Source organism: Tessaracoccus pujii, assembly GCF_054483895.1.
Map to the genome: position 1 here is coordinate 935,530 of NZ_CM137012.1, position 24,823 is coordinate 960,352.

Below are 24,823 nucleotides of genomic sequence, written 5' to 3' on the forward strand. Positions count from 1 at the left end.
TCAAACAAACTCGGCCCGGCTAGAGTGGCGCCGATGAGCTTCGACCTGTTCGGCAACCCGGACCCCGCGCCCCCGGCGAGGGGCGGCACGCTGAGCGACGCCACGAACCCGCAGGCCCCGCTCGCGGTGCGGATGCGGCCCCGGACCCTGGACGAGATCGTGGGCCAGCGCCAGTTGCTGGCGCCCGGCTCGCCGCTGCGGCGCCTGGCCGAGGGCCAGCCCATGTCGGTGTTCCTGTGGGGTCCCCCGGGCGTGGGCAAGACCACCATCGCCTCCGTGGTCTCCCAGGCGACCAACAGGCGCTTCGTCGAGCTGTCGGCCGTCACGGCCGGGGTGAAGGAGGTCCGTGCCGAGCTGGAGACCGCCCGCCGGGAGCTCGCGCGGGGGAACGCCACCGTCCTGTTCGTCGACGAGGTGCACCGCTTCTCCAAGGCTCAGCAGGACGTGCTGCTGCCAGCCGTGGAGAACCGCCTTGTCACCCTCATCGCCGCCACCACGGAGAACCCGTCCTTCTCCGTCATCTCGCCGCTCCTGTCCCGCTCCCTGCTGCTGCGGCTCCAGCCGCTCAGCACGGAGGATCTGGTGGGGTTGCTGGCCCGTGCGCTCACCGACGAGCGCGGCCTGCGCCGCGCGTCGGGTGAGACGTTCGAGCTGTCGGACGAAGGCCGCGACCTCATCATCCGGCTCTCCGGCGGCGACGCGCGCCGGGCGCTGACCTACCTGGAGGAGTCGGCGGCCGCGGCGGAGTCACTGGGCACCGGGACCATCGACGAGGCGGCGGTCGAGTCCTCGGCGGACCGCGCGGCCGTGCGCTATGACCGAGACGGGGACCAGCACTACGACATCATCTCGGCCTTCATCAAGTCCATCCGGGGCTCGGACGTCGACGCGGCCCTGCACTACCTGGCCCGCATGCTGGAGGCGGGGGAGGACCCGCGGTTCATCGCCCGCAGACTGATGATCTCGGCCTCCGAGGACATCGGCATGGCGGCCGGGGGAGTGCTGCAGACCTGCGTCGCGGCGGCGCAGGCAGTCCAGCTGCTCGGCATGCCCGAGGCGCGGATCACGTTGGCCCACGCCACCGTCGCGGCCGCCACGGCGCCGAAGTCGAACGCCGCCTACGTGGCGCTCGACGAGGCCATCGCAGACGTGCGGCGCGGCAAGGGTGGCCTCGTGCCCCCGCATCTGCGCGACGCCCACTACGCCGGGGCCGAGAAGCTGGGTCACGGGCAGGGCTACCGCTATCCCCATGACTTCCCCCACGGGGTGGTGGCGCAGACGTACCTGCCGGAGGATCTGGAGGGCGCCGCCTACTACCGCCCGACCGATCACGGGCAGGAGGCGGCCATCGCGGAGCGCGTCTCGCTGCTGCGCGGGCTCCTGGCCGGGGACCCGTCGGCTAGAGTTACGCCGTCCGCAGATCCAAGGAGGACAGGACCATGACCGTTGGAGACATCGCCGGGCTGATCGCCGCGATCGCGCTGTGCGTGCTCGTCGCCCTGCTGGCCGTTCCGTTGCTCAAGCTCAGCCGGGTGCTGGATGAGGTGCGCCTCACCGTGCGCGATGTCGGCCACAACTCCGTGCCCATCCTGCAGGAGCTCAAGGGCACCGTGCTGGCCACCAACGAGGAGCTGGCCAAGCTGAGCCTCGTGACAGACGACGTCAGCCGGGCCTCCGGCCACGCCACCGTGGTGACCGAGAACGCCGCCCAGATGTCGACGCTGTTCGCCGCGACACTCGGGGGGCCGCTCGTCAAGACGGCCGCCTTCAGCTACGGCATCCGCAAGGCGCTCAAGGGACGGAAGAAGACATGAGCCGCCTGTTCTGGATCCTCGTCGGCGTCGGCCTGACCGTCGTCGTGGTCCTCCGGGGCAAGGAGTTGATGCACCGCCTGACCCCCAAGGGTGTGCAGGAGCAGATGGTGGCCAAGGGCCATGAGGCGGCCGCCGGTTTCGGCGATTTCATGGCGACCTTCCGCGCCGCCATGGCCCAGCGCGAGGCCGAGCTCCGCGACGAGCTGAACATCAACGCACCCACCCACTGACCACTCAAGGGACCCCACGCATGAAGACCTCCGAGATCCGGAGCCGTTTCGTCGACTTCTTCGCCGCCAACGACCACACCGTCGTGCCCAGCGCGTCGCTGCTCTACAACGACCCCACGCTCTTGTTCGTCAACGCCGGCATGGTGCCGTTCAAGCCGTACTTCCTCGGTGACGAGCCGGCCCCCTTCAAGCGCGCCGTGTCGTCGCAGAAATGCGTGCGGACCCTGGACATCGACGAGGTGGGCAAGACCACGCGGCACGGCACGTTCTTCCAGATGCTGGGCAACTTCGCGTTCGGTGACTACTTCAAGGAAGGCGCCATCAACTACGCCTGGCAGCTCGTCACGGGCTCAGAGGCCGACGGCTGCTGGGGCTTCGACCCGGACAAGGTCTGGGTGACTGCGCTCTACGGGGACCAGGAGACCATCGACCTGTGGCGGCAGGTGGGCGTTCCGCGCGAGCACATCCAGGAGCGCGGCCTCAAGGACAACTACTGGCACATGGGCGTGCCCGGGCCCGGGGGCCCCTGCTCGGAGATCTACATCGACCGGGGTCCGGAGTTCGGCGCCGAGGGCGGCCCCGAGGCGGATGAGGACCGGTTCCTGGAGATCTGGAACCTGGTGTTCCAGCAGGAGGAACTGTCCGCGGTCCGGAAGAAGGACGACTTCGACGTGCTGCGGCCGCTGCCCAGCCAGAACATCGACACCGGCTCCGGCCTGGAGCGGGTCGCGCTGCTCAAGCAGGGCGTGGCCAACATGTACGAGATCGACGAGGTGTTCCCGGTGATCGCCAAGGCGGCGGAGCTCTCCGGGCGCCGCTACGGCGCTGACCCCACCGACGACGTGCGCTTCCGGGTGGTCGCGGACCATGTCCGTTCGTCGCTGATGCTGATGACCGACGGCGTGACCCCCGGCAACGAGGCCCGCGGCTACGTCCTCCGCCGCCTGCTGCGCCGGGTCGTGCGGTCCATGCGCCTGCTGGGCGTCGGGGACCCGGTGCTGGGGGAGCTGCTGCCCGTCTCCCGGGACCTGATGCAGGTCTCCTACCCCGAGATCGCGGAGAACTGGGCCCGGGTGTCGCAGGCCGCGGTCGCGGAGGAGGAGTCGTTCCGCCGCACGCTGCAGGCCGGCACGCTCCTGTTCGACATGGCGGTGGGGGAGGCGAAGGCGCAGGCCTCGTCGACGCTCGGCGGCGCGCCCGCGTTCCAGCTGCACGACACCTACGGCTTCCCGATCGACCTGACCATGGAGATGGCCTCGGAGCAGGGTCTCACCGTCGATCGGGCCAAGTTCGACGAGCTCATGAAGGAACAGAAGGAGCGGGCCCGGGCAGACGCCAAGTCGAAGAAGGGCGTCACCGCCTCGATGGAGGCCTATCGGGAGCTCCGCGATCGCGGCGAGGTGCCGTTCCTCGGCTACACGGACCTCGACGTGTCCACCCGGATCCGCGGCATCATCTCCGGCGGCGTCACGACGGACCGCGCGCGGGACGGCAGCACCGTGGAGATCGTGCTGGAGGAGACGCCCTTCTACGCGGAGGCCGGTGGCCAGGACGCCGACCACGGCACCATCGTGGGTGAGGGGTTCACGCTCGAGGTGCTCGACGTGCAGAAGCCGGTCCCCGGACTGACCGTGCACCGCGTCGAGGTGTTCGGCGAGCTCGCCCTCGGTGCCGCGGCCGACGCGAGGGTGGACGCCCTCGCCCGGCACGGCGCCAGCCAGGCCCACACGGCCACGCACATCGTGCACGCGGCGCTGCGGGAGCTTGTCGGCCCCACGGCCACGCAGGCGGGCTCGTACAACAAGCCCGGCTACATGCGCTTCGACTTCTCCTCCCCTCAGGGGCTCTCCGGGCAGCTGAAGGCGGAGGTGGAGGCGCGCGCCAACCAGGCGATCGCCGACAACTTCGCCGTGACGGCCCAGCAGATGCCGCTGGAGCGGGCCAAGGCGCTCGGGGCCATGGCCATGTTCGGCGAGAAGTACCCGCCCATGGTCCGGATGGTGGAGCTGGCCGGACCCTGGTCCCGCGAGCTGTGCGGCGGCACGCACGTCGGCACCACCGCGGAGATCGGGGTGCTCAACCTGCTGTCCGAGGCCTCCATCGGCTCCGGGGTACGACGCGTCGAGGCTCTGGTCGCGCACGACGCGTTCGCCAAGTTCGCGGCGGAGCGGGCGCTCGTGTCCCAGCTCACGGACTCGCTCCGGGTGCAGCCGGACCAGCTCGTCGGCCGCGTCGAGCGGCTGGTGGCGCAGTTGAAGGAAGCCGAGAAGCAGATCGCGGCCCTCAACTCCGAGCGCCTTCTCGCCTCGGCGCCCGGCATGGCGGACAAGGCCGTCGACGTGGGCGGCGTCAGGTTCCTGGGGCTTGAGGTGCCCGGTGTCGCGGGGGCGGACCTGCGGACACTGGCGCTGGACCTCAGGGAGCGGTTGGGCTCCGGCGCCGCGGTCGTGGCGCTGGTCGGCGGGGCGGACAAGCCCAGCGTCCTCGTCACCACCAATGACGCGGCGCGCGGCCTGGGTCTGCGCGCTGGACAGCTCATCGCCCCGGCCTGTGCCGCGCTCGGCGGCAAGGGCGGCGGCAAGGACGATCTCGCGCAGGGCGGCGGCACGGACGCCGGCGCCGCCCCCGAGGCGATCGCCGCGGTCCGGCAGGCGTTGGAGACGCGTGCCTGAGAGCGCACGGCTGGGCATCGACTGGGGAAAGGCGCGCATCGGGGTGGCCGCCAGCAACCGCGGCACCACCTTCGCCTACCCGGTGGAGACCGTGCCCGCCGGGGCGGGCGAGCTGGCCCGCCTTGGCGCGCTGGTGGCGGAGTACCAGCCCGGCGTGATCTACGTCGGCCTCCCGCTGACGCTCTCGGGTGAGCGCGCGATCGCGGCTCAGCACGTCCTGGCCAGGGCGGCGGCGTTGGCCGCCGTCGTCGCGCCGGTGCCGGTGCGGCTGGTCGACGAGAGAATGAGTACCGTCGCGGCATCCCGTAGTCTGGGCAGCGCCGGACGCCGCACGAAGCAGCAGCGCAGCGTGATCGACCAGGCGGCAGCCGTCGAGATCCTGCAGCGGGCCATCGACGGCGAGGAGCGTGGGGGCGCCCCCGTCGGCGAACCCGCACCGAAGGAGGAACCGTGAGCCCCGCGTTGTTCGACAACGACAGCCAACTGGACTGGCGCAAGATCGGCTACTACGCGCGCAGCGCGTTCGCCGTGCTCCTGTCCGTGGCCGTCCTGGTGGGCGGCGGATGGTTCGTCTACTCGAAGGCGCAGGACGCCTACATCGCGTGGCGCACGGAGGATGACTTCATGGGTGAGGGGACGGACCCGGTGCAGGTGGTCATCCCGAGCGGCGCCACCATCACGCAGATCGGCGATCTGCTCACCGAGGCCGGGGTGATCAAGTCCACCCGGACCTTCCGGCAGGTGGCGCAGCGCAGTGGCGAGTCCTCCCAGTTGCAGGCCGGCCGGTTCAACCTCAGGAAGGAACTGCCGGCTGAGACGGCCTTCGCGATGCTGCTGGACCCGGCCAACCAGCAACGGCTCATGGTGACCTTCCCGGAGGGCACCACCGCCCTCGAGCAGGTGTCCATCATCGCCGCGAAGACCGGTCTCGCGGCTGCCGACATCACGGCCGCGGCCGCCGACACCAGCGTCTTCCCGCTGCCCGACTTCGCGGGCGGCAAACTGGAGGGTTTCCTCTTCCCCTCGACGTATGCCGTGCAGGAGCCGCCGCAGGCCGCCGCCATCCTGACCTCGCAGGTCAGGCAGTTCGGTTTGGTGGCGGAGTCGATCAGCCTCGAGGGCCGCGCGGCGGAGATGTCCGTGGACCCCCTGAGCGTGGTGACGATCGCGTCGATCATCGCCAGCGAGGTCAACGTGCCGGCGGACCAGCCCAAGGTGGCCGCGGTCATCTACAACCGTCTGGAGCAGGACATGCCGCTGCAGATGGACTCCACCGTGCACTATGCGGTGGGCAAGTCCGGCTCGGTGACCACCACCGCCCAGGACCGCGCCACCGCGTCGCCCTACAACACCTACCTCAACACCGGCCTCCCCCCGGGCCCCATCAGCAACCCCGGCCAAACGGCGCTCGAGGCGGCCCTGTCGCCGGCGGACATCGGGTCCCTGTACTTCGTGACCGTGGACCTGGACACCGGTGAGACCCGCTTCGCGGACACCCTCGAGGAGCACAACGCCAACGTGGCGCTCTTCCAGGCGTGGTGCCAGGCCAACACCGGCCGATGCTGAGGCGTTCCGGCGTCGTCGGAGACCCTGCCGACCATTCGCTGTCCCCGGCCATCCACCGCGCCGGGTACGCGGCGCACGGCCTGGACTGGTCCTACGACGCCTACACCGTGGCCCCTGCGGACCTGGACGATTTCGTGTGGGCCAGGCTCGACGATCCCGCGTGGGCGGGGTTGAGCGTCACCGCGCCCCACAAGGAGGCGATTCTCGCCTTCGGGGACGCCGACGAACCCACCCGCCTGCTGGGTGCCGGGAACACGCTCATCTTCGGCGACGGGGGCGCACGGGTCTTCAACACCGACGTGCCCGGTTTCGTGCGCGCCTGGCGTGCGCACGGCCTCGGTGTGCCCGGCCGGGCGGCGATCCTGGGCAACGGCGCCACCGCCAGGTCCATCCTGGTGGCGCTGGCTGGTCTCGGCGTGCGCGAGGTCCAGTTCCTCGCCCGCACCCCCGAGCGGGCGGCCGGGGCGCTTGACCTGGCCTCCGCTCTCGGGGTGAGCGCGGAGGCGGGGGTGCTGGGGGAGGACCTCGGCGCCGTCGACCTCGTCGCCAACACCATTCCGGTGGCCGCGACGGCCCCGCACGCCCGGGCGCTGGCCGCGGCGGCGGCGGTCGTGTTCGACGCCGTCTACGATCCGTGGCCGACGCCCCTGGGCGAGGCCGCGGTGGCGGCCGGGCGGACGGCGCTCAGCGGGCTGGACCTCCTGGCCGGGCAGGCGGTGGACCAGTTCTACCTGCTCACGGGCGCCCGGATGACCTTCGAGGAGTGCCGATCGGCAGCTGAGCAGGAACTGAGGCGCCGCGCGGGTCTCTGACACAATGGCGCCCATGCTTCGATACCTGACCGCCGGTGAATCCCACGGCCAAGCCCTCATCGCCACCATGGAGGGCATCCCCGCGCATGTGGAGGTCGGAGTGGAGGAGATCGCGGCCAACCTGGCGCGCCGCCGGCTGGGCGCCGGACGTGGGGCGCGGATGAAGTTCGAGGCCGACGAGGTGACGCTGCTCGGCGGGTTCCGCCACGGCGAGACGCTCGGCTCGCCCCTGGCGATCATGATCGGCAACACCGAGTGGCCCAAGTGGCACCAGGTGATGGCCCCCGGCGCAGTGGAGGCCGACGTGCTGGCCGCCCTCGCCCGCAACGCCCCGCTGACCCGTCCGCGGCCCGGTCACGCGGACCTGGCGGGGATGCAGAAGTACGACTTCGATGAGGCGCGCCCCATCCTCGAGCGGGCCTCCGCCCGCGAGACCGCGGCCCGGGTCGCCCTGGGCACCGTCGCGCAGGCGTTCCTGCGGCAGGCGCTCGGGATCGAGGTGCTCAGCCACGTCGTCGAACTGGGCCCCGTGCGGGCCGCGCGAGCCGATCTGCCCACTGCCGCCGACCTCGCCGCCATCGACGCCGACCCCGTGCGCTGCTTCGACCAGGCGGCTTCCGAGGCCATGCAGGCCGAGGTGGAGGCGTGTCATCGGGAGGGCGACACGCTCGGCGGCGTCGTCGAAGTGGTGGCCTGGGGACTGCCGCCCGGCCTCGGCTCCCACAGCCAGGGGGACCGTCGCCTCGACGCGCGGCTGGCCGGCGCCCTCATGGGCATCCAGGCCATCAAGGGCGTGGAGGTGGGCGACGGGTTCGCTCTGGCCAGGCGTCGCGGGTCCGCGGCGCACGACGAGATCCTCCCCGGCGAGGCCGGTATCCAGCGCGCCACGCACCACGCGGGCGGCACCGAGGGCGGCATGTCCACAGGCGAGGTGCTGCGCGTGCGGGCCGCCATGAAGCCCATCGCCACGGTGCCCCGGGCCCTGCGCACCATCGACACCGCCACCGGCGAGGCGGCCGCCGCGCACCACCAGCGCTCGGACGTCTGTGCCGTCCCGGCCGCCGGCGTCGTGGCCGAGGCCATGGTCGCCCTGGTACTGGCCGAGGCGGTGTTGGAGAAGTTCGGCGGTGACTCGGTGGGCGAGACCCGACGCAACGCGCAGGCCTACCTCTCGGACGTCGCCGCCCGCGGGCTGCGGGTCGGCCGATGAGCATCGTCCTCATCGGCGCCCCCGGGGCCGGCAAGTCCACCGTCGGGAAGCGCCTCGCCAGGAAACTCGGCCGCACCTTCGTCGACGTCGACCAGCGGATCGAGGAGGTGGTGGGCAAACCGGTTGCGGAGATCTTCGCCGACGAGGGGGAGGCCCACTTCCGCGCGCTCGAGCAGGACGCCACCATCGAACTCCTGCAGAGCCACGACGTGGTTGCGCTGGGGGGCGGTTCCGTCCTGAACCCAGCCATCCGGGCGGCCCTGGACGGCCACGAGGTGATCTGGCTGAAGGTGTCCATCGGCCAGGCCACGCGCCGCGTCGGCATGAACACGGTGCGGCCGCTGCTGCTGGGCAATGTGCGCGGCCGTCTCATCGAGCTGCTGCGTGAGCGCACCCCGGTCTACGAGGCGTTGGCCACACAGGTGGTGGACACCGACGGGCGCGGCAGCAACGAGATCGCCGACGCCCTCGCGGCGGAGCGGGAGACACAGTGAGCATCCGGGTGGGGTCCGCACTTGGCCCCTACGACGTGCACATCGAGCGGGGGGCCCTCGAGCGTCTCCCAGACCTGGTCGTGGGCGCGGACCGGGTGGCGATCATCCACCCGGCCGCGCTCGCCGGGGTGGCGGGGGTGGCCGCGCAGCTCGTCGGGCACGGCGCCCTCCTCATCGAGGTCCCCGAGGCCGAGGCGGCCAAGACGCCGGAGGTCCTGGCACGCTGCTGGGGCGCGCTCGCCGCGGCGGGGCTGACGCGCAACGACATGGTCGTGGGCATCGGGGGAGGCACCACCACGGATCTGGCCGGTTTCGTCGCCGCCACCTGGCTGCGGGGCGTGAGCTACGTCAGCGTGCCCACCTCCGTGCTCGGCATGGTCGACGCCGCGGTGGGCGGCAAGACCGGCATCAACCTGCCCGCCGGGAAGAACCTGGTGGGGGCGTTCTACGATCCGCACGCCGTGCTGTGCGACCTGGCACTCCTCGACACCCTGCCCGAGCGCGACGTCCGGGCGGGCCTGGCGGAGGTGATCAAGTGCGGGTTCATCGCCGATCGCCGGATCCTGGAGCTGGCGACCGAGGACCTGGCCGACTGCCTCGACGTCACGGGGGAGCGGTTCGCCGACATCGTCACGCGGGCGGTCAACGTCAAGGCGGCGGTCGTGGCCACCGACTTCCGCGAGTCCACCTCCAGCGGCTCGCGGGTGGGCCGCGAGGCGCTCAACTACGGCCACACGCTGGGCCACGCCATCGAGGCGCACGCCCACTACACCTGGCGCCACGGTGACGCCATCAGCGTCGGCATGGCATGGATGGCACGGGTCTCCCGTGACCTGCTGGGCCTGGACGCCGCGACAGTCGAGCTCCACGATCACCTCCTCGGCGGCCTCGGGCTGCCGCTGCGCTACGACGGCGACGCCTACCCGCAGCTCCGGGGCATCATGAGCCTGGACAAGAAGGCCAGGGGCAGCCGCCTGCGCCTCGTGGGCCTCGCCGCCCAGGGCGCCCCGGTGATCATCGACGGACCCGACGAGGCCGTGCTGGAGGCCGGCTATGCCGAGCTCGGATAGGCGATCGGCGGCACTCTCGGGTAGAGTGCCACGTTGGCCGGACAGCGCCCGCACAGTCACTGCGAACGAGGAGAGCCTTTCATGGCGTCAACCAATGATCTCAAGAACGGAATGGTGCTCGACCTCGACGGTCAGCTCTGGCAGGTGCTGTGGTTCCAGCACCACAAGCCGGGCAAGGGCAACACCGTGGTCCGCTCCAAGCTGAAGCACGTCCTGAGCGGCAAGATCATCGACCGCACGTTCAACTCGGACACCAAGGTGGACACCGCGACGGTGGACCGCCGCGAGATGCAGTACCTGTACCTCGACGGCGACGCCTACATCTTCATGGACAACACCTCCTTCGAGCAGTTCCACGTGCCCGCCGAGACCGTCGGGGACGCCAAGGACTACATGCTGGAGAACCAGACCGCCATCGTCGCGACGCACGAGGGGGAGCCGCTGTTCATCGAGCTGCCCGCCTCCGTGGAGCTCGAGGTCACCTACACCGAGCCCGGCCTGCAGGGGGACCGCTCCACCGGAGGCACCAAGCCCGCCACGCTGGAGACGGGCAAGGAGATCCAGGTGCCCCTGTTCATCACCACCGGCGAGCGGATCAAGGTCGACACGCGCGACGGCTCCTACCAGGGCCGCGTCAGCTCGTAGATGGAACCCACGCCCCACTACTCGGCGCAGACCAAGGCCCGCAAGGCCGCCTTGGACATCCTGTACCAGGCGGAGCTGCGCGACGACTCGCTGACCGAGACCTTCGCCGAGCAGCGCACGCTGTCCGGCGCTGTGGTGCGCGAGTTGACCACCCGCATCATCCTCGGCGTCGCCGAACACCTCGACGAGATCGACCAGCGGATCGCGGATTCCACGTCGAGCAACTGGCCGCTCGACCGGATGCCGGCCGTGGACCGTAACCTGGCCCGAATCGCGGTGTTCGAGCTCGACTACTCCGACGTGCCGCCCGCGGCGGTCATCTCCGAGGCGGTCCGCCTCGCCGGTGACCTCTCGACGGACGACTCCCCAACCTTCCTCAACGGACTACTGTCCAAGGCCCTAGCGGCCAAGCCGAACACGAACTGACGATCAAGCGAGGTGCGCATGAGTTCCCTTCCTGCGATTCTGGTATTGGAGGATGGGCGCGTATTTCGTGGCCGGTCCTTCGGCGCGGCGGGTGAGACCTTCGGCGAGTTGGTCTTCTCCACCGGTATGTCCGGCTATCAGGAGACCCTGACGGACCCGAGTTACCGCGGGCAGGTGGTGCTCGCCACCGCCCCGCACATCGGCAACACCGGATGGAACGACGAGGACGACGAGTCCTCCCGTATCTGGGTGGCCGGCTACATCGTGCGGGACCCCTCCCCGCGGCCCTCCAACTGGCGCTCGCGGCGCAGCCTGGACTCGGAGCTGGCCGCCCAGGGCGTCGTCGGGATCTCTGAGATCGACACCCGGGCGCTGACGCGCCACATCCGCGACCGCGGCGCCATGCGCGTGGGCATCTCGACGGAGACCACCAGCTCCGACGCCCTGCTGGCCCGGGTCCTGGAGCAGCCCGCCATGGCCGGGCGCGATCTCACGGCGGATGTGACCACTCCCGCCGCCTACACCGTTCCGGCCGTCGGCAGGCGGCGGGGCACCGTCGTCGCGGTGGACCTCGGCATCAAGTCGATGACCCCCAAGGAACTCGCCGCGCGTGGCCTCGACGTCCACGTGGTGCCCGCCGGCTTCACGTTCACGCAGATCAGCGCGCTCAACCCGGACGGGGTGTTCTTCAGCAACGGCCCAGGCGACCCGGCCGCGGCCGACGGGCCGGTGGAGGTGCTGCGCGAGGTGCTGCGCGCCGGCATCCCGTACTTCGGGATCTGCTTCGGCAACCAGCTCTTCGGCCGGGCTCTCGGGCTGGGCACCTACAAGCTCAAGTTCGGCCACCGCGGCATCAACCAGCCCGTGATGGACCGCACCACCGGCAAGGTCGAGGTCACCGCACACAACCACGGCTTCGCCGTCGACGCGCCGCTGGACCGCGCCGTCGAGACCCCCTTCGGAGAGGTGACGGTCAGCCACGTGTGCCTCAACGACGACGTCGTGGAGGGCCTCGAGCTCCGCCGCGACGGCAGGGTGGCCGGCTTCTCGGTGCAGTACCACCCGGAGGCCGCGGCCGGCCCCCACGACGCCAACTACCTGTTCGACCGCTTCGTCGACGTCATGTATGGAAAGGACGCCTGATGCCCCGCCGCACGGACATCTCCTCGATCCTCGTCATCGGCTCCGGCCCCATCGTCATCGGGCAGGCGTGCGAGTTCGACTACTCCGGCACCCAGGCGTGCCGGGTGCTGCGCGAGGAGGGCTTCCGGGTGATCCTGGTCAACTCCAACCCGGCCACGATCATGACGGATCCCGACTTCGCCGACGCGACCTACGTGGAGCCGATCACGCCCGAGTACGTGGAGCGGGTCATCGCCAAGGAGCGGCCGGACGCGGTGCTCGCCACCCTCGGCGGCCAGACGGCACTCAACACGGCCGTCTCGCTGCACGACAACGGCGTGCTCGCCAAGTACGGCGTCGAGCTGATCGGCGCCTCCATCGAAGCGATCCAGAAGGGCGAGGACCGGGAGCAGTTCAAGGACATCGTGCTCTCGATGACCGACATCCCGGGCGGCGTGCCGGAGGTGGCCAGGTCCCAGATCTGCCACACCCTCGACGAGGTGGTGGCCGCCGCCGAGGTGCTCGGCTACCCCGTCGTGGTGCGGCCCAGCTTCACCATGGGCGGTGTGGGCTCCGGGTTCGCTCACGACGAGGCTGAGCTGCGCCAGATCGCCGGCGCGGGCCTGTCGGCCTCCCCGGTCACCGAGGTGCTCATCGAGGAGTCCATCCTGGGATGGAAGGAGTACGAGCTGGAGGTGATGCGCGACACGAAAGACAACGTCGTGATCATCTGCTCCATCGAGAACTTCGATCCCATGGGCGTCCACACGGGTGACTCCATCACCGTCGCGCCGGCGATGACGCTGACGGACCGCGAGTACCAACGGATGCGCGACGTGGGCATCGGCGTGATCCGGGCCGTCGGCGTGGACACCGGCGGCTGCAACATCCAGTTCGCCATCAACCCCGACGACGGCCGCATGATCGTCATCGAGATGAACCCCCGTGTGTCGCGGTCCTCGGCGCTGGCGTCGAAGGCCACGGGCTTCCCCATCGCCAAGATCGCCGCGAAGGTCGCGGTGGGCTACACACTCGACGAGATCCCCAACGACATCACCCTGGAGACGCCGGCGAGCTTCGAGCCCAGCCTGGACTACGTCATCGTCAAGGTGCCGAGGTTCGCGTTCGAGAAGTTCCCGGCAGCGGACCCCTTCCTCACCACCCACATGAAGTCCGTCGGCGAGGCCATGGGCATCGGGCGCAACTTCACCGAGGCCTTGGGCAAGGCGTTGCGCTCCCTCGAGGACCCGTCGGCGCCGTTCGACTTCGTGGCGCCTCTGCAGAGCGTCGAGGACCTGCTCGCGCGGGCCTCGAAGCCGCACGACGGCCGGATCCAGCTCGTCATGCAGGCGCTGCGGGCCGGGGCCACCGTCGAGCAGGCCTACGAGGCCACGAAGATCGACCCCTGGTTCCTGGACCAGATGTCGCTGATCCTCGATGTGGCGCGGGAGGTGGGAGCGGCGCCCGAGCTCACCCCCGAACTGCTGCGCCACGCCAAGCGCCACGGCCTCTCCGACGCGCAGATCGCTTCCCTGCGCAACCTCAGCACCGACGTGGTGCGCGGGGTTCGCTGGGCGCTCGGAATCCGGCCCGTGTACAAGTCCGTGGACACCTGCGCGGCCGAGTTCGCCGCATCGACGCCCTACATGTACTCCTCCTACGACGAGGAGAACGAGGTGCCCCCGCGCACCAAGGAGGCCGTGCTCATCCTGGGGTCCGGGCCCAACCGGATCGGGCAGGGCATCGAGTTCGACTACTCGTGCGTGCATGCCACCATGGCCCTGCGCGAGGCCGGCTACGAGACGGTCATGGTCAACTGCAACCCGGAGACCGTCTCGACGGACTACGACACCTCCGACCGGCTCTACTTCGAGCCGCTCACCGCCGAGGACGTGCTGGAGATCTACCACGCGGAGCTCCAGGCGGGTCCCGTGGCCGGCGTCATCTGCCAACTCGGCGGCCAGACCCCGCTCAAGCTCGCCCAGACGCTCAAGGACGCCGGCGTGCCCATCGTCGGCACCTCGCCGGAGGCGATCAACCTCGCCGAGGAGCGCGGCGCCTTCGGCCGGGTGCTGGCGCGCGCCGGGCTGCCGGCCCCCAAGCACGGCATGGCCACCACCGCCGAGGAGGCCAAGGCCATCGCCGGGGACATCGGCTATCCCGTCCTGGTGCGGCCCAGCTACGTGCTCGGGGGTCGCGGCATGCAGATCGTCTACACCGACGACGCGTTGGAGACCTACATCGCGAAGGCCACAGACGTGGACGCGGACCGGCCGGTGCTGGTGGACCGGTTCCTGGACGACGCCGTCGAGATCGACGTCGACGCCCTCTACGACGGCGTGGACCTGTACGTGGGCGGGATCATGGAGCACATCGAGGAGGCCGGCATCCATTCCGGTGACTCCGCCTGCGTACTGCCGCCGATCACCCTCGGCGACGCGCTGATCGAGCAGATCCGGCACTACACCCGCGAGATCGCCGAGGGGGTGGGCGTGCGCGGTCTGCTCAACATCCAGTTCGCGCTGCACGCCGACACGCTCTACGTGCTGGAGGCCAACCCCCGCGCGTCGCGCACGGTGCCGTTCGTGTCCAAGGCCACCAACACCGCCCTGGCCAAGGCCGCCGCGCTCATCATGCTGGGCCGCAGCATCGCCGACCTGCGCCTCAGCGGGATGTTGCGTGCCGAGGGCGACGGCTCCACCCCGCTCCCGGGGAGCCCGATCGCGGTCAAGGAGGCCGTGATGCCGTTCAACCGCTTCCGCACGGCCACAGGTGCCTTCGTCGACACGCTACTCGGCCCGGAGATGCGTTCCACGGGCGAGGTGATGGGGCTGTCGGACAACTTCGGCACGGCCTACGCCAAGTCGCAGGACGCCGGGGGCGGCCCGCTGCCCACGTCCGGCAAGTTGTTCGTCTCGATCGCGGACCGCGACAAGCGGCACGCCATCTGGCCGATCAAGCGGCTCGTGGACCTGGGCTTCCAGGTGCTGGCCACCACCGGCACCGCCTCGGTGCTGCGCCGCAACGGCGTGGCCGCCGAGGAGGTGCTCAAGCTGTCCGAGATGCCCGAGGGCAGCGATCAGCCGAGCATCGTCGACCTCATCATCGCCGGTGACATCGACCTGATCTTCAACACCCCGGAGGGCTCCTCGACAGGTGCGAGCACCCGCGAAGACGGCTATCTCATCCGCACGGCCGCCGTGCTGGCCGACGTCCCTGTGGTCACCACCGTGCCCGGGCTGGCCGCGGCCACCCAGGGCATCGAGGCGCTACAGCGGGGCGAGCTGGAGGTGCGCTCCCTGCAGGAGTGGGCGGCGCGGTGACCTCCCTGGGCACGGAGGCGCTGCGCGTCGGCTACCGGGGACTCCGCGCGGGCCTCTTCCGCTACGCCGGGGGAGACCCCGAGCGGGTGCACGAAGACATGATCCGGGCGCTGGCTCTGATGCCGGCCGGGCACCGCGCCCCGGTGGCGGATCCTGTGACGGTGGCAGGGGTGCGGTTCCCCAACCGCATCGGTGTCGCGGCAGGGCTGGACAAGGACGGCATCGCCGCGCAGGCGTGGTCCTGGCTAGGCTTCGGCTTCGCGGAGCTGGGCACCGTGACGGCGCTGCCTCAGCCGGGCAACCCCCGCCCGCGCGTCTTCCGGGCCGTGGCCTCCCGCGGCATCGTCAACCGCATGGGCTTCAACAACCACGGCGCAGGGGCCCTCGCCGCGACCCTGCTCGGCAAAGGCGTGGCGCGTGGCAACGGCGCGCTCGGCCTTCCGCTGGGCATCTCCATCGGCAAGTCGAAGGTGGTGCCGCTGGAGGCCGCGGTGGAGGACTACCTCACCTCACTGCGTCACCTCGCACCCCTGGCGGACTACGTGGCCGTCAACGTTTCCAGTCCCAATACGCCGGGCCTGCGCAGCCTTCAGGCGGCCCACGAGTTGAGTGCGCTCATCCGCGCGCTCACCGCCGAGGCGGCGCGGCTCGATTCGGCGCGGCCGGTGCCGGTGTTCGTCAAGCTGGCCCCGGATCTCACCGGCACCGACCTGGCCGAGACCATCGCGGTGCTCAACGACTCGGCCGCCGCCGGGGTCATCGCCACCAACACCACCCTGTCCAGGGAGGGGCTCGCCCCCGTCGACGCCCGGCTGGCCCGGGAAGCGGGCGGCCTCAGCGGCGCCCCCCTGACCGCGACGGCGCTCCGGTTCGTCGAGCACCTGACGCGCTCCACCGAACTGCCCGTCATGGGAGTGGGTGGCATCATGACCCCCCGCGACGGCGCCCGGATGTTCGACGCCGGCGCCAGCCTGCTGCAGTTGTACACCGGATTCATCTACGAGGGCGTCGCGCTGGTGCGCGGCCTCCGTGAGGTCGGAAGGACCCACCGATGAGCTACGCCTCCCGACTGTCCGCCATCACCGCCGAGCGGGGCCGGCTCTGCGTGGGAATCGACCCCATGCCGTCGGTACTTCACGCGTGGGGCCTTCCGGCCGACCTCACCGGACTTGAACGGTGCGCGCGCGGCATCGTCGCGACGCTGGGGCAACGGGTCGCGGTGTTCAAGCCGCAGTCGGCGTTCTTCGAGGCCTTCGGGTCCCGCGGGCTGGCGGTGCTCGAGCGCGTGCTCGACGACATCCGCCAGGCCGGCGCGCTGAGCATCCTCGACGTCAAGCGCGGGGACATCGGCAGCTCCATGGCCGGATACGCCGCAGCGTTCCTGGGCGACGACGCGCCCACCAGGGCGGACGCGATCACCCTCAGCCCGTACCTCGGTGTCGGCGCGCTCCAGCCCGCCATCGACGCCGCCGCGGCGGGGGGCCATGGCCTCTACGTGCTGGCGAGGACTTCCAACCCGGAGGGTGCCGCCATCCAGCTCGCACGCAGCGGGCACGTCAGCGTGGCGCAGCACGTCGTGGACACCATCGCAGAGCTCAACCCGCGGGCGGACCACGCCGTCGGCCTGGTCGTGGGCGGTACCCACGCCGACCTGGGCTGCGACCTGGCACGGTTCAACGCCTCCATCCTGGTGCCCGGCATCGGGGCCCAGGGCGGCACGATCGACGGTCTCCGCGCCACGTTCGGCGACGCGCTCGGCCACGTCCTGCCCACCGCGAGCCGTGAGGTGATCGGCGCAGGGGAATCCGCTCTGCAGGACCGGCTCGAGCCGCTCCTGGAAGCGACGCGACAGCTCGCCTGATTCGTCGAGCGTTTAGCGTCGCGCCGGGCCTTCGCGCGGTACATTTCAGGGAGCCCCACCAGGGGTTATCTAGGTCATTGAGGTGAAGGGGACTTCCGATGGCGATTCCTCAATTGAGCAGTGCTCAACTCGAAGCCGCCCGCGAAGCGGCCACTCAGGCCCGGCGCGCACGCGCCGAGCTGAAGGAGCAGGTGAAGAAGGGCACGGTGTCGTTCACCGACGCGCTCACCAAGGCGGTCGACGACGACACGCTGTCGCGCATCAAGGTGGTCGATCTCCTGCGCTCCCTGCCCCGCGTCGGCATCACCCGCGCCTCGGAGATCATGGAAAACCTCCAGATCGCCCCCAACCGTCGGATCCGCGGACTGGGCCGGCACCAGGTGGAGCGTCTCACCGAGTTGTTCAAGTAGCGCCGCGCTACCTAAGCTCGGGCGGGTGAGCAGTACCTCTGACGTCTGGGTGATCTCCGGCCCGAGCGCCGTCGGCAAGGGGACGGTCTGCGCGCGCCTTCGTGAGTTGCACCCGGAGCCGTTCTACTCCGTCTCCCTGACCACCCGTCTGCCCCGCGCGGGCGAGGTGGACGGGGAGAGCTACCACTTCGTCGACGTCGACGAGTTCCGTCGCCTCATCGAGGCCGGTGAGTTGCTCGAGTGGGCCGTCGTGCACGGCACGCACTACTACGGCACCCCGCGCCGCCCCGTCGTCGAGGCGGTTGCCTCCGGCCGTCCCGTCATTCTCGAGATCGACCTCCAGGGCGCCCGTCAGGTCAAGCGCAACCTCCCCTCAGCCCGGCTGGTGTTCCTCACCCCGCCCACCTGGGACGAACTGGTGTCGCGGCTGCGCGGTCGAGGCACTGAGGACGACGCCGCCCAGGAGCGACGTCTCGCGACAGCCAGACTCGAGCTGGAGGCGGCCGCCGAGGCGGATTTCGTGGTCGAGAACGCGGAGATCGAGGAAACGGTCGCGGCTTTGGTAGGCTTGATGGGCCTGTGATCAGGGCCACACTGTGAGAAGGATCATTTTGAACACTCAGCCAGAAGGCATCACCTACCCGCCGATCGACTCGCTGCTGGAGAACATCGACTCCAAGTACCGCCTCGTCCTGTTCGCCGCCAAGCGCGCCCGGCAGATCAACGCCTACTACTCCCAGCTCGGTGAGGGGCTCCTCGAGAACGTCGGCCCCATGGTCGCCGCGGCGCCGGAGGAGAAGGCACTGTCGATCGCCCTGCGGGAGATGAACGAGGGCCTGCTCCAGTACACGCAGATCGACCCCGCGCAGGAGGAGGCCGAACGCACGGCCGCCGACGCGGACCCCGCCTTCTCGTTCGTGGACCCGTTCGCGGACCAGGAGAGCAGCACCCCCGCGTCCTGACCCGACGCACCACCAGTAGTCCAGGGGGCGGCTTGTTGCCGCAGACGTCAACCCCACGATTGCGGCTTGTCGCCGCGCTAGGAGTGCTCCGATGAGCCGTCTCTTCACCTCCGAGTCCGTGACCGAGGGCCACCCGGACAAGATCGCCGATTCCATCTCCGACGCCGTGCTCGACGGGCTCCTGGAGCAGGATCCCGGTGCGCGCGTGGCGGTGGAGACCCTCGTCACCACCGGCCTTGTCGTGGTGGCCGGCGAGGTCTCCACCACCGGGTACGTCGACGTGGCGAGCCTCGCCCGTGAGCGGATTCTCGAGATCGGGTACGACTCCTCCCGCAAGGGCTTCGACGGGGCCTCCTGCGGCGTGACCGTGGCCATCGGCGCGCAGTCACCGGACATTGCGCAGGGCGTCGACGACGCGTACGAACACCGCGTCGGCGCGGAGGTCGACGCCGTCAGCCACCAGGGCGCGGGCGACCAGGGGCTGATGTTCGGCTACGCCTGCACAGAGACCCCCACCCTCATGCCGCTGCCGATCGACCTGGCACACCGCCTGGCGGAGCGCCTCACCGAGGTGCGCAAGACCGGCGTGCTGGACTATCTCCGGCCGGACGGCAAGACGCAGGTCACCGTCGAGTACGGCCCGGACGGGCGCCCCGTGGGCATCGACACGGTGGTGGTGTCCTCCCAGCACAGCGCAGACATCTCGCTGGACCGGATCCAGCCGGACATCCAGCGCGAGGTGATCACCCCCGTGCTGGAGCGCTACGGCTTCCACTCCGCGAGCCGCGTGCTGGTGAACCCGACGGGCAAGTTCGTCATCGGCGGCCCGATGGGCGACGCGGGCCTGACCGGCCGCAAGATCATCGTCGACACCTACGGTGGCATGGCCCGCCACGGCGGCGGCGCGTTCTCCGGCAAGGATCCCTCCAAGGTGGACCGGTCGGCCGCCTACGCGATGCGCTGGGTGGCGAAGAACGTGGTGGCCGCCGGCCTCGCGGACCGCTGCGAGGTGCAGGTGGCCTACGCCATCGGCACCGCCCACCCGGTGGGCTTCTACCTGGACACCTTCGGCACGGCCGTCGTCCCCGAGGACCGGATCCGCGACGCTGTTCTGGCCACCTTCGACCTCCGTCCGGGCGCCATCATCCGGGACCTGGACCTGCTGCGCCCCATCTACAGCGGCGTCACGGTCTACGGCCATTTCGGCCGCGAGCTGCCCGACGCCACATGGGAACGCACGGACCGCGCTGAGGCGCTCGCCGCCGTCGTCAAGGGCTGACATGCCCCCGCGGGTGGCGCGGGTCGCCGTCGACGTTCCGCTGGCCCACCTGGATCGGCTGTTCGACTACGAGGTGCCCGAGCCGCTCGCGGAGGCCGCCGTGGTGGGGGCGCGGGTGAAGGTGCCGTTCGCCGGCACAGTCCGCGACGGCTGGCTCATCGAGCTGGCCGACACCTCGGAGGTGGCCTCACTCGCACGCCTCGGCAAGGTGGTGTCCTCCGAGCCCATCGTCACCCCGGCCGTCTACGAGCTGATCCGGGCGGTGGCGGACCACTACGCCGGCACGTGGCCGGATGTGGCCCGGTTGGCGGTCCCGCTGCGGCACGCCGCCACCGAGAAGGCCCCCCAGCGCGAGTGGCCGGAGCCGAAGCCGCTCGACCATGCCGGCGTGATGCCCTGCTATCCCGACGGGGAGGCGCTGCTCGATGCGCTCGCGACGGGGCACTCGCCCCGGGTGCTCTGGCAGGCCGCGTCGGTCTTCGGCGGCCCCGGGGATCTGGCCGGCGGTGTGATCGAGGCCGTCGACGCCACCCTCCGCTCGGGCAGGTCAGCGGTGGTGGTGGTCCCCACGATGCGGGAGCTGGAGGCCATGGGCACCCGGCTGCGTTCGGTCTTCGGGCACGGCGCGGTCGGCACCCTCGCCGCCGAGGCCGGCCGGTCGGCCCGCTATCGCGCGTACCTGGCCGCCGCGCGGGGTCAGGCCCGCGTCGTCGTCGGCACCCGCAGCGCGGTGTACGCCCCGCTGCACAACCTCGGCCTCATCGTCGTCGTCGACGACGGCCACGACGCCCACGCCGAGCCGCGGGCCCCGTACCCGCACACCCGGGCCGTGGCCGTGATGCGATCCGCCCGCCAAGGGGCGGCGCTGCTGCTGGCCGGCCATGGGCGAAGCACCGACGCGCAGGCGCTGGTCGAACGCGGATGGCTGAGGGACCTGGCGCTGGCGCCGGCCCAGGCGCGGAGGGTGTCGACCCCGGTGCGGGCCGTGGTGGAGGAGGACCGCGAGCGGGACCCGAGCGCTGCGCGCCTGCGGATCCCGTCTGTGGCCTTCCGATTCCTGCGGGACCATCTGGCGAAGGGACCGGTGCTGGTACAGGTACCGATGAGCGGCTTCTCGGCCGCGCTGAGCTGCGCCCGGTGCCTCAATCGCGCGCTGTGCGCCAAGTGCGGTGGGCCGATGCGCGAGAAGCGCCGCGGGGTGCCGGAGTGTGCGTTGTGCGGGTACACGCCGGTGCGCTGGTCCTGCCCGCACTGCCATACCGGCACCCTCCGGACGCCGCTGGCGGGGGCCGCGCGGACGGCCGAGGAGTTGGCCAGGGCGTTCCCGGGGGTGCTCGCCCTCAACAGCTCGGCGGACCGCATCCGCGCCGAGGCGCCCGGCGAGCCGGCCATCGTCGTCGCGACCCCCGGGGCCGAGCCCCCGGCGCCGGCCGGGTACGCCGGCGTGCTGATCCTGGATGCAGAGGTGTCCCTCAACCGAGCGGAGCTGAGGGTGGCCGAGGAGTCGGTGCGCCGCTGGTCGAACGCGGCGGCCCTGGCGCGGGGGCCCGTGGAGGGCGGATCGGTCCTCATCGTCGGGCCCTCGGCCCACCCCGCCGTCCAGGCGCTGGTCCGCGCGGACCTCGCCGGCTTCGCCGCCCGCGAGCTGGCGGACAGGGCCGACGCCGGGCTGAGCCCGTCGGTCAAGCTGGCGCGCGTCGTCGGTGAGCCCGACGGCGTGCGCGAGTTCCTGGACAACGACGATTGGGACGGTGTCGATATCCTCGGCCCCACCGAGGTGGGCCCCGAACGCTGGGCGGTGCTGTTGCGCGTCCCAGTCGAGCGCTCGAGGGACCTGACGGCGCGCGTCAAGAGCGCCGCGGCGATCCGCTCGGCCCGCAAGGAACGGGGGCTGATCAGCATCCAGGTCGACCCCGAGGCATTGGAGGACAGATGAGGCTCGTGTTCGCGGGGACCCCGCAGGTGGCGGTCCCCTCCCTGGAGGCGCTCGTGGCGTCGGACCATGAGGTGGTGGCCGTCGTGACGCGCCCGGACGCCCCGGCGGGGCGCGGAAGGACGATGACGCCCTCCCCCGTAGCGGCGCGAGCCGCGGAGCTGGGCCTCGAGGTGCTCAAGCCCGCGCATCCCCGCGACGCGGACTTCCAGGACCGGCTGCGCGACATCGCGCCCGACGCGTGCGCCGTCGTGGCGTACGGGGCGCTGCTACCGCAGTCCGCCCTGGACATCCCGGCTCACGGCTGGATCAACCTCCACTTCTCGCTGCTGCCGCGATGGCGCGGCGCCGCCCCGGTGCAGCGAGCCATCATGGCCGGCGACCCGCAGATCGGCACCGCCTGCTTCCGGATCGTGCGCCAGCTCGACGCCGGGGACGTCTACCTCATGGAGTCGCGGCCCATGCCCGAGGCCACGGCCGGCGAGCTGCTCACCGCGCTCGCCGAATCCGGGGCCCGACAGCTGGTTGAGGCGATGGACCTCGTGGCCCGGGGCATCGAGCCCTCACCGCAGGCCACGGACGGCATCACCGTGGCACCGAAGATCACAGTGGGGGAGGCCCGCATCGACTGGTCCCGGCCCGCCGATGAGGTGCGGCGGCTGATCCTCGGCTGCTCACCGGACCCCGGGGCGTGGTGCGAGCTGGACGGGCAGCGGTTCAAGGTCCACCGCGCCACGGCGGCGGAGGAGACTCCGGCGCTGGCCCCGGGGGAGCTGATGGCGACGAAGCGACAGGTCCTGGTGGGCACCGGTGCCGGCGCGCTCGAGCTGCTGGAGGTTCAGGCCCCCGGCCGGCGGCGCATGCCCGCATCGGAATGGGCTCGCGCCGGCGTAGTCGGGACGGTGCTCGCATGACGCCGCGCAGGGTCGCGTTCGACGTGCTCCGCCAGGTCACCGGCGACGGCGCGTACGCCAACCTGGCGCTGGCCAAGCGGCTCGCCGGTGCGGGGCTCGCGACGCGCGACGCCGCTCTGGTGACGGAGCTGGTGGCGGGCACCTGCCGGCTCATGGGCACCTACGACCGCATCATCGAGGCCGCCGCCGGTCGCCAGCTCGGATCGCTGCAGCCCGCCGTCGTCGACATCCTGCGGCTCGGCGCGCATCAGCTGCTCACCATGGGTGTCAAGCGCCACGCGGCGGTAGGTGCCACCGTCGAGCTGGCCCGCGACACCGTCGGGCAACGCGTCACAGGGGTGGTCAACGCCATCCTGCGCAAGGTCTCCGCCCGGTCCCTCGACGAGTGGACCGACGAGCTCGCCGCCGGGGCCGACGAGATCGGGGCGCTGGCCCTCCGAGCGCACCATCCCAGATGGATCGTCGAGTCCTACGCGGACCTTCTCCCCGCCGAGGAGCTGGCGGAAGCCCTGGCGGCCAACAATGCCAACCCCCGGCCCACCCTGGTGGTGCGCCCCGGCCTGGCCACGCGGGACGAGTTCGTCGGCGCCGTCCCCACCCGCTTCTCGCCCTTCGGATCCGTCGCGCAGGGCGCTCCGGCCGATCAGCCGGCGGTCCGTGAGGGCCGCGCCGGTGTCCAGGACGAGGGTTCGCAGCTCGTGGCGTGGGCGCTTGCCCAAGCGGAAGCCCCGACGGGTCCCTGGCTGGACCTGTGCGCCGGTCCCGGCGGCAAGGCGGCGCTCCTGGTCGGACTCGCCAGGCAGAGGAAGGAATGGCTGCTGGCCGGCGAGGCGCAGGAGCACCGCGCCCGCCTGGTACGCCAGGCCCTCGCGGCCTACCCGGACGGTCACGCCACGGTCGCGGCGGACGGGACCGCCCCCGCGTGGGGCCGCTCGTTCGCGCGGGTGATGGTGGACGTGCCCTGCACCGGGCTCGGCGCGTTGCGTCGCCGGCCCGAGTCCCGGTGGCGGCGCACCGCCCAGGACGTCACGGCACTGGGGGACCTGCAGCGCTCGCTGCTGCGGCACGCGCTGGACTCGGTGGTCCCGGGTGGGGTGGTCGCCTACGTGACCTGCTCCCCGCATCGGGCGGAGACGGTTGCGGTGGTCGACGACGTGCTGGCCGAGCGGCCCGGCGTGCGGCGGTTGCACGCCCCGGATCTACTTCCCGAGGTGCCGGACTGCGCCCTGGGTGACGACGTGCAGCTGTGGCCCCACCGGCACGGCACGGATGCGATGTACCTCGCCCTCCTGCGCGGGTGAGCGGCCACTAAGGTGTCTGACATGCGCATCACCCCCAGCATCCTCAACGCCGATTTTGCCAACCTCGCGGCTGAGATCGCCCGGATCCCCGGCGCCGACATGATCCATGTCGACGTCATGGACAACCACTTCGTGCCCAACCTCACCATCGGTCTTCCGGTGGTCGAGGCGCTGCGCAAGGTCACGGGCCAGATGCTGGACATCCACCTCATGATCGAGAATCCGGATGTCTGGGCCCCTGCCTACGCCGAGGCGGGCGCCGAGTCGGTGACGTTCCACGCGGAGGCCGCGGCGGCCCCGGTTCGGTTGGCCCGCGAGCTGCGGAGGCTCGGTGCCCGGGCATCGATGGCGCTGAAGCCGGCGACGCCGATCGAGGGCTACGCCGACATGCTCGGCGAGCTGGACATGGTGCTGTTGATGACGGTGGAGCCTGGGTTCGGCGGGCAGAAGTTCCTGGACCTGGTGCTGCCGAAGATCCGTCGGACGAGGGAACTGATCGGGTCCAGGCCAATCTGGGTGCAGGTCGACGGGGGAGTCAGCATCGAGACCATCGGTCGCTGCGCCGAGGCCGGCGCGGACACCTTCGTGGCCGGGTCCGCCGTCTACAGCGCGCCGGATCCTGACGCCATGGTCCGGCAGCTTCGCGATGCGGCCGTGGTGGCCTGCGCCCACTAGACCGGCCGGTCCGAGGGCTGAGGCGGATGCTGCTGGGGGTCGCCCGCTCTTCCCGATCGAACCCCGCTGGGGTATGGTTCTGCTGAGTCAAGAAGCCGGCTCAC

General features: G+C 71.2%; 24 protein-coding genes. All 24 read left to right on the top strand.

What is annotated here, in order from left to right; translation table 11 throughout:
* The first annotated feature begins 33 nt into the window (after nucleotides 1-33).
* The 24 genes from ACX1D0_RS04520 (at nucleotide 34) to rpe (ending at nucleotide 24,719) form a co-directional block, all read left to right on the top strand.
* Nucleotides 34-1,443, top strand: a complete 1,410-nt coding sequence (locus ACX1D0_RS04520) for a replication-associated recombination protein A (RefSeq protein ID WP_459019700.1) — start codon at nucleotides 34-36, stop codon at nucleotides 1,441-1,443.
* The gene (locus ACX1D0_RS04525; protein ID WP_459019701.1) at nucleotides 1,440-1,814 is read left to right on the top strand and encodes a DUF948 domain-containing protein; all 375 of its coding nucleotides are present in this window, start codon (nucleotides 1,440-1,442) and stop codon (nucleotides 1,812-1,814) included. The genes ACX1D0_RS04520 and ACX1D0_RS04525 overlap by 4 nt, the downstream gene beginning before the upstream one ends.
* Entirely contained in the window at nucleotides 1,811-2,044 is a 234-nt protein-coding gene (locus ACX1D0_RS04530; protein WP_459019702.1) for a hypothetical protein, read from the top strand. Before ACX1D0_RS04525 ends, ACX1D0_RS04530 begins: the two co-directional genes overlap by 4 nt.
* 20 nt (nucleotides 2,045-2,064) lie before the next feature.
* Nucleotides 2,065-4,716 carry an alanine--tRNA ligase gene (gene alaS / locus ACX1D0_RS04535; RefSeq protein ID WP_459019703.1) on the top strand — a complete coding sequence of 884 codons (2,652 nt, stop codon included), beginning with the start codon at nucleotides 2,065-2,067 and terminating at the stop codon, nucleotides 4,714-4,716.
* Entirely contained in the window at nucleotides 4,709-5,170 is a 462-nt protein-coding gene (ruvX, locus tag ACX1D0_RS04540; RefSeq protein ID WP_459019704.1) for a Holliday junction resolvase RuvX, read from the top strand. Before alaS ends, ruvX begins: the two co-directional genes overlap by 8 nt.
* Nucleotides 5,167-6,282, top strand: a complete 1,116-nt coding sequence (gene mltG / locus ACX1D0_RS04545; RefSeq protein WP_459019705.1) for an endolytic transglycosylase MltG — start codon at nucleotides 5,167-5,169, stop codon at nucleotides 6,280-6,282. The genes ruvX and mltG overlap by 4 nt, the downstream gene beginning before the upstream one ends.
* A complete protein-coding gene (locus tag ACX1D0_RS04550) occupies nucleotides 6,276-7,094 on the top strand; it encodes a shikimate dehydrogenase family protein (RefSeq protein WP_459019706.1) in 819 nt (272 codons plus the stop codon). Before mltG ends, ACX1D0_RS04550 begins: the two co-directional genes overlap by 7 nt.
* Nucleotides 7,095-7,107: 13 nt before the next feature.
* Nucleotides 7,108-8,304, top strand: coding sequence for a chorismate synthase (aroC, locus tag ACX1D0_RS04555; RefSeq protein ID WP_459019707.1), 1,197 nt, complete (start codon nucleotides 7,108-7,110; stop codon nucleotides 8,302-8,304).
* Nucleotides 8,301-8,798: a shikimate kinase gene (locus ACX1D0_RS04560; RefSeq protein ID WP_459019708.1), complete on the top strand. Its 498-nt coding sequence runs from the start codon at nucleotides 8,301-8,303 to the stop codon at nucleotides 8,796-8,798. The genes aroC and ACX1D0_RS04560 overlap by 4 nt, the downstream gene beginning before the upstream one ends.
* A complete protein-coding gene (gene aroB, locus ACX1D0_RS04565) occupies nucleotides 8,795-9,868 on the top strand; it encodes a 3-dehydroquinate synthase (protein ID WP_459019709.1) in 1,074 nt (357 codons plus the stop codon). The genes ACX1D0_RS04560 and aroB overlap by 4 nt, the downstream gene beginning before the upstream one ends.
* A gap of 81 nt (nucleotides 9,869-9,949) precedes the next feature.
* Nucleotides 9,950-10,513 (top strand): elongation factor P, encoded by a 564-nt coding sequence (gene efp, locus ACX1D0_RS04570; protein ID WP_459019710.1) that lies wholly within the window; start codon nucleotides 9,950-9,952, stop codon nucleotides 10,511-10,513.
* A complete protein-coding gene (nusB, locus tag ACX1D0_RS04575) occupies nucleotides 10,514-10,939 on the top strand; it encodes a transcription antitermination factor NusB (RefSeq protein ID WP_459019711.1) in 426 nt (141 codons plus the stop codon). It abuts the gene before it with no gap.
* Nucleotides 10,940-10,957: 18 nt separating this feature from the next.
* On the top strand, nucleotides 10,958-12,082 hold the full coding sequence (gene carA / locus ACX1D0_RS04580; protein WP_459019712.1) for a glutamine-hydrolyzing carbamoyl-phosphate synthase small subunit: 1,125 nt from the start codon (nucleotides 10,958-10,960) through the stop codon (nucleotides 12,080-12,082).
* A complete protein-coding gene (gene carB / locus ACX1D0_RS04585) occupies nucleotides 12,082-15,384 on the top strand; it encodes a carbamoyl-phosphate synthase large subunit (protein ID WP_459019713.1) in 3,303 nt (1,100 codons plus the stop codon). Before carA ends, carB begins: the two co-directional genes overlap by 1 nt.
* Nucleotides 15,381-16,439: a quinone-dependent dihydroorotate dehydrogenase gene (locus tag ACX1D0_RS04590; protein ID WP_459019714.1), complete on the top strand. Its 1,059-nt coding sequence runs from the start codon at nucleotides 15,381-15,383 to the stop codon at nucleotides 16,437-16,439. The genes carB and ACX1D0_RS04590 overlap by 4 nt, the downstream gene beginning before the upstream one ends.
* The gene (gene pyrF / locus ACX1D0_RS04595) at nucleotides 16,436-17,245 is read left to right on the top strand and encodes an orotidine-5'-phosphate decarboxylase (RefSeq protein ID WP_459019715.1); all 810 of its coding nucleotides are present in this window, start codon (nucleotides 16,436-16,438) and stop codon (nucleotides 17,243-17,245) included. The genes ACX1D0_RS04590 and pyrF overlap by 4 nt, the downstream gene beginning before the upstream one ends.
* Before the next feature lie 98 nt (nucleotides 17,246-17,343).
* Entirely contained in the window at nucleotides 17,344-17,655 is a 312-nt protein-coding gene (mihF, locus tag ACX1D0_RS04600; RefSeq protein WP_459019716.1) for an integration host factor, actinobacterial type, read from the top strand.
* Nucleotides 17,656-17,680: 25 nt separating this feature from the next.
* Nucleotides 17,681-18,238 (top strand): guanylate kinase, encoded by a 558-nt coding sequence (gene gmk, locus ACX1D0_RS04605; RefSeq protein WP_459019717.1) that lies wholly within the window; start codon nucleotides 17,681-17,683, stop codon nucleotides 18,236-18,238.
* A 25-nt stretch (nucleotides 18,239-18,263) separates the two neighbouring features.
* Nucleotides 18,264-18,617, top strand: a complete 354-nt coding sequence (gene rpoZ / locus ACX1D0_RS04610; protein WP_459020386.1) for a DNA-directed RNA polymerase subunit omega — start codon at nucleotides 18,264-18,266, stop codon at nucleotides 18,615-18,617.
* A gap of 91 nt (nucleotides 18,618-18,708) precedes the next feature.
* Nucleotides 18,709-19,896 (top strand): methionine adenosyltransferase, encoded by a 1,188-nt coding sequence (gene metK, locus ACX1D0_RS04615; protein ID WP_459019718.1) that lies wholly within the window; start codon nucleotides 18,709-18,711, stop codon nucleotides 19,894-19,896.
* A gap of 1 nt (nucleotide 19,897) precedes the next feature.
* Nucleotides 19,898-21,832 carry a primosomal protein N' family DNA-binding protein gene (locus ACX1D0_RS04620; RefSeq protein WP_459019719.1) on the top strand — a complete coding sequence of 645 codons (1,935 nt, stop codon included), beginning with the start codon at nucleotides 19,898-19,900 and terminating at the stop codon, nucleotides 21,830-21,832.
* Nucleotides 21,829-22,743 carry a methionyl-tRNA formyltransferase gene (gene fmt / locus ACX1D0_RS04625; protein ID WP_459019720.1) on the top strand — a complete coding sequence of 305 codons (915 nt, stop codon included), beginning with the start codon at nucleotides 21,829-21,831 and terminating at the stop codon, nucleotides 22,741-22,743. Before ACX1D0_RS04620 ends, fmt begins: the two co-directional genes overlap by 4 nt.
* A complete protein-coding gene (locus ACX1D0_RS04630) occupies nucleotides 22,704-24,044 on the top strand; it encodes an RsmB/NOP family class I SAM-dependent RNA methyltransferase (protein WP_459019721.1) in 1,341 nt (446 codons plus the stop codon). The genes fmt and ACX1D0_RS04630 overlap by 40 nt, the downstream gene beginning before the upstream one ends.
* Before the next feature lie 21 nt (nucleotides 24,045-24,065).
* Nucleotides 24,066-24,719 carry a ribulose-phosphate 3-epimerase gene (rpe, locus tag ACX1D0_RS04635; RefSeq protein ID WP_459019722.1) on the top strand — a complete coding sequence of 218 codons (654 nt, stop codon included), beginning with the start codon at nucleotides 24,066-24,068 and terminating at the stop codon, nucleotides 24,717-24,719.
* Nucleotides 24,720-24,823 lie beyond the last annotated feature (104 nt).